This window comes from Aliivibrio sifiae (assembly GCF_002954705.1).
GTDB classification, from domain to species: domain Bacteria; phylum Pseudomonadota; class Gammaproteobacteria; order Enterobacterales; family Vibrionaceae; genus Aliivibrio; species Aliivibrio sifiae_A.
Genome location: NZ_MSCO01000002.1, coordinates 551,027 through 554,666, shown reverse-complemented (window position 1 = coordinate 554,666; position 3,640 = coordinate 551,027). Strand labels below are relative to the sequence as shown.

The window sequence follows — 3,640 nt, the reverse complement described above, 5'->3', positions numbered from 1 at the left end:
CCTGCATAACACGTTTGCTACTATGCAATCATACTTGAAATTGATGCCTTAAAACGAGAAACACCCGACAACCTGAGATGCCGAGTGTAGTAAATCGTGTTGATGCATTTGTTATATTTTACTACGCCATAGCAAAATTGATCGTGTGCACCTTAGTTAAATTCACGTTTTGTTTAGCTTGCCATAGATCGTAATTATCTTGCATTGTTAACCAACTCTCAGGCGTACGACCTAGTGATTTTGAAAGGCGTAATGCCATTTCAGGTGAAATTGAACTCTTACCCTTTATCACTCGATTTAGAGTTGAAGCCGCAACATCAAGTTGTTTAGCAACAAAGCGACAACTATAGCCAAATGGTTCCATATAAACGTCATGGATAAACTCACCTGGATGCGGGGGATTGTACATAGCCATTAATGGTAATCCTCGTAATTTAAAATATAAGCATTACCATCGACAAACTCGAAAGTAACACGCCAGTTACCATTTACTGTAATTGACCAAATTCCATCTCTACCCCCTTTCAGAGGATGAAGTTTGAAACCCGGCAAATCAACATCATCAATAATGGTTGCAGTATCTATCGCGGCTAATTGCATTCTCAATTTGCGATCATGTTTCGCTTGAATACCCGCTTTACTGCCAGTCTCAAAAAACTTTTTAAGACCTTTGTGCTTAAATGTTTTAATCATACGAAGAGTGTAGCGCGTTGCGCATTATGACGCAAGTTTCAATGAAAAATATAACGCCTGCATAACACGTTTGCTACTATGCAGATTAGGCCTAAATTTACCACTTAACACGGTAAACTCAAAGAAACCTAGAATGCCGAATGTAGCAAATCGTGTTGATGCATTTGTTATAACGCAGTTCTCAATTTAGACCAATGACTCAGCCAACCTTTCGACGTTACACGGTCACTGAAGATTTCTAAAGAACGCTTCGGGTTATGTGTAACTTGCAAATTAAACAATGATTCAAAGCCAAAAGCAGAAATACATTCATATTTACCATCGCCTAATTTTCGTATGGCTACCGCTGTTTCTTTTTCTGGCCAATAACTCATTGCGTCGATAATACTTAAATACGGTTTATCACCATTTCTTTTGTGCATGATTGCTTGATTACGCACTTCCCAGTTCAATTCTGGCATCAATACAGAAAGCTGAGATTCGATTAGTTTGTAGTTTTCAGGATTAGATTCAGTTTCATCGAAATAAATAACATCAACGTCATTCAAAGGCGTTGATACTGATTTCTGATGCAAATGATCCCACACCAAATTTCGGACGAAACCAGCGGCTAAATAGCAATGAGGTAAATTGAGTTGTAGAACACAATCAAGAGCCTTAACTCTCAATCCATCTTTCTCAATTAATGTGATGATTCTATCCATATCCACCCTGCGTTATAACGCCTGCATAACACGTTTGCTACCATGCAGATTAAGCTCAAATTTACCACTTAACACGGTAAACTCAAAGAAACCTAGAATGCCGAATGTAGCAAATCGTGTTGATGCATTTGTTATATGCTACAGACTTAGTTAGCTTGATTTAACTCCAATAAGTCCCATTTTGTACCGTATAAGTCTTTAAATACAACAACTGTGCCGTATTCTTCAACACGTGGTTCTTCAGTAAAATCGACACCTTGAGCTTTCATAAACTCATAGTCACGCCAGAAATCATTAGTTTGAAGAAATAAGAAAACACGACCGCCAGCTTGATTGCCAACTGATTTTAATTGGTCATCATTACTTGCTTGAGCTAATAGTAAATTTGTACCCGTTGAATTAGGTGGAGATATTTGAACCCAACGCTTACCACCGCCTAAATCCGTATCTTCGATAAGCTCAAATTGAAGTTTCTTGGTATAAAATTCAATCGCATCATCATAATTTTCAACAACTAAGGCGATGTTACCAATTCTTTGTTCGATGGGCTTATTCATTTGTGGCTCACTACAGTTCAAAAATAGAATTCTACCCTATTTAGCTTATAAACTCATTTTTGCATATAACGCCTGCATAACACGTTTGCTACTATGCAATTATACTTAAAATTGACGCCTTAAAACGAGAAACACCCGACAACCTGAGATGCCGAGTGTAGTAAATCGTGTTGATGCGATTGTTAAACCGCTTCATACGCGTATATTTTATCAATAGCGGTTGTTGACTGAGCTATAAAACACTCTGATAAAGGGTGGTTTTCAATGGCTTTCCTTGAATTTAGAGGCCCAAATTTAGATTCCCTTACAAATATAGAAAGATAATGATTAACACTATTTGCTATAACATCAGCAACAATTGAACTAACTCCTTCTGACTTACTAATTTTTCCAGAGCTCAACCGTAATAACTCATTTCTTGGGTCTTGATCATTAGTATTAACAGTAATTGAAAACCTTTCAATTTCCTTCGTAGCTTGATGGTATCTTTTCCCTTTCAGTGGTTCATTTTCTTTACTTAAATGACGCTCATCAATTTTATCTTGATATAAACATAATGTCCTATTGTCTACTTCATCCGTTATTACAGATAATTCCACTGGATGATTATGAAATTGAATTAACTCACATATAGATTTGGTGTACATCGTAGAAAAACATTCAGCTTGCAGTAATTTCTTAAATTTTTGCATATTTTTATCAATCGTAATCCCCCTTTGATTTTGTTTTTTAAAGGATTCTTCAATAAATTTCCGTTGTGTTTCATATGCGCTCGTAAAAGGTTTAAGATACAGAGCACCATAAACTAAAGGAATATTAAACTTTACAAGCAAATCAAAAATATCCTGTCTTAATTTGTGCTGTTCTACTTCCGTTTTTAAATCTGTTATATGAAATTTGTCTATAGACTTCATTGATTTTGTGTATTTTTTCAAAATCTCACACAAATGATCCCCAAAAATACTAAACAATTCATGGTGAATAATTGCTCCAGCAACAACAGAAAACTCACCCTGCTGATTTTCAGTTTTATCGGTGTAACCTAATCGGCCCGACTCATCACAAATTAAATAGTACTTCATAACACTCCTTTGGACATGTGCGGTTTAACGCCTGCATAACACGTTTACTACTATGCAGATTAAACTGAATTTTACCGCCATAAACACAAAAACCAAAGACAAACCTACAATGCCGAATGTAGTAAATCGTGTTGATGCATTTGTTATGTGTTTGAACTTAAAGTAAATTCCATTTCTATTAACCCATTCACTTCCACGGTTTGCGTAAACCCTTTTTCTTTATATAACTTGATTGCTGGATTTTCACTGAACACACGAAGACGTAACTTTTTTGATTGATGCTGTCTAGCGTGATTTATAATCATATCGAGACTTTTCGCACCGATCCCCTTACCGTGAAATTCTGGGCTTAACTGTAAGTCTCGCAGAAAAGTGGTTGATGCGTTATAGCTAAAACGAACAATACCAACTCGATGATTATCCACGAATATTTCAAAGTTATCCAAGAGAGCCCAATTGTTAATAAATAGATTGCTATCCCAAACGATATTCCGAGTTAAATAATAACTAGCCATATTGGATTGAGTTAGTAACTCAGCATATTTTAGCTCAGAAGCTCTTTTAAACTGGATATCCATACTTACCCCTTGGGAACACATAACGC

Annotated in this window: 6 protein-coding genes; all 6 read right to left on the bottom strand. The window is 36.1% G+C overall.

The window, feature by feature from the left end; all coding sequences use genetic code 11:
- Positions 1–121: 121 nt before the first annotated feature.
- The 6 genes from BTO22_RS13525 to BTO22_RS13495 all read right to left on the bottom strand — a co-directional run bounded on the left by BTO22_RS13525 (position 122) and on the right by BTO22_RS13495 (position 3,614).
- Positions 122–415, bottom strand: coding sequence for a HigA family addiction module antitoxin (locus BTO22_RS13525; protein WP_017023495.1), 294 nt, complete (start codon positions 413–415; stop codon positions 122–124).
- Positions 415–693 carry a type II toxin-antitoxin system RelE/ParE family toxin gene (locus tag BTO22_RS13520; RefSeq protein WP_105055955.1) on the bottom strand — a complete coding sequence of 93 codons (279 nt, stop codon included), beginning with the start codon at positions 691–693 and terminating at the stop codon, positions 415–417. The genes BTO22_RS13525 and BTO22_RS13520 overlap by 1 nt, the downstream gene beginning before the upstream one ends.
- A gap of 167 nt (positions 694–860) precedes the next feature.
- The gene (locus tag BTO22_RS13515) at positions 861–1,397 is read right to left on the bottom strand and encodes a nucleotidyltransferase family protein (RefSeq protein ID WP_105055954.1); all 537 of its coding nucleotides are present in this window, start codon (positions 1,395–1,397) and stop codon (positions 861–863) included.
- A 146-nt stretch (positions 1,398–1,543) separates the two neighbouring features.
- Entirely contained in the window at positions 1,544–1,954 is a 411-nt protein-coding gene (locus tag BTO22_RS13510) for a VOC family protein (protein WP_105055953.1), read from the bottom strand.
- A gap of 182 nt (positions 1,955–2,136) precedes the next feature.
- A complete protein-coding gene (locus tag BTO22_RS13505) occupies positions 2,137–3,036 on the bottom strand; it encodes a hypothetical protein (RefSeq protein WP_105055952.1) in 900 nt (299 codons plus the stop codon).
- A 143-nt stretch (positions 3,037–3,179) separates the two neighbouring features.
- Complete coding sequence (locus BTO22_RS13495; RefSeq protein ID WP_181044654.1) at positions 3,180–3,614, bottom strand: GNAT family N-acetyltransferase; 435 nt, start codon at positions 3,612–3,614, stop codon at positions 3,180–3,182.
- Between the last annotated feature and the right edge of the window lie 26 nt (positions 3,615–3,640).

What these genes read in the sequence shown, in the direction of transcription:
- BTO22_RS13515 (WP_105055954.1), bottom strand. Translation starts at nt 1,397, where the DNA reads ATGGATAGAATCATCACATTAATTGAGAAAGATGGATTGAGAGTTAAG.
- BTO22_RS13525 (WP_017023495.1), bottom strand. Translation starts at nt 415, where the DNA reads ATGGCTATGTACAATCCCCCGCATCCAGGTGAGTTTATCCATGACGTT.
- BTO22_RS13520 (WP_105055955.1), bottom strand. Translation starts at nt 693, where the DNA reads ATGATTAAAACATTTAAGCACAAAGGTCTTAAAAAGTTTTTTGAGACT.
- BTO22_RS13505 (WP_105055952.1), bottom strand. Translation starts at nt 3,036, where the DNA reads ATGAAGTACTATTTAATTTGTGATGAGTCGGGCCGATTAGGTTACACC.
- BTO22_RS13510 (WP_105055953.1), bottom strand. Translation starts at nt 1,954, where the DNA reads ATGAATAAGCCCATCGAACAAAGAATTGGTAACATCGCCTTAGTTGTT.
- BTO22_RS13495 (WP_181044654.1), bottom strand. Translation starts at nt 3,614, where the DNA reads ATGGATATCCAGTTTAAAAGAGCTTCTGAGCTAAAATATGCTGAGTTA.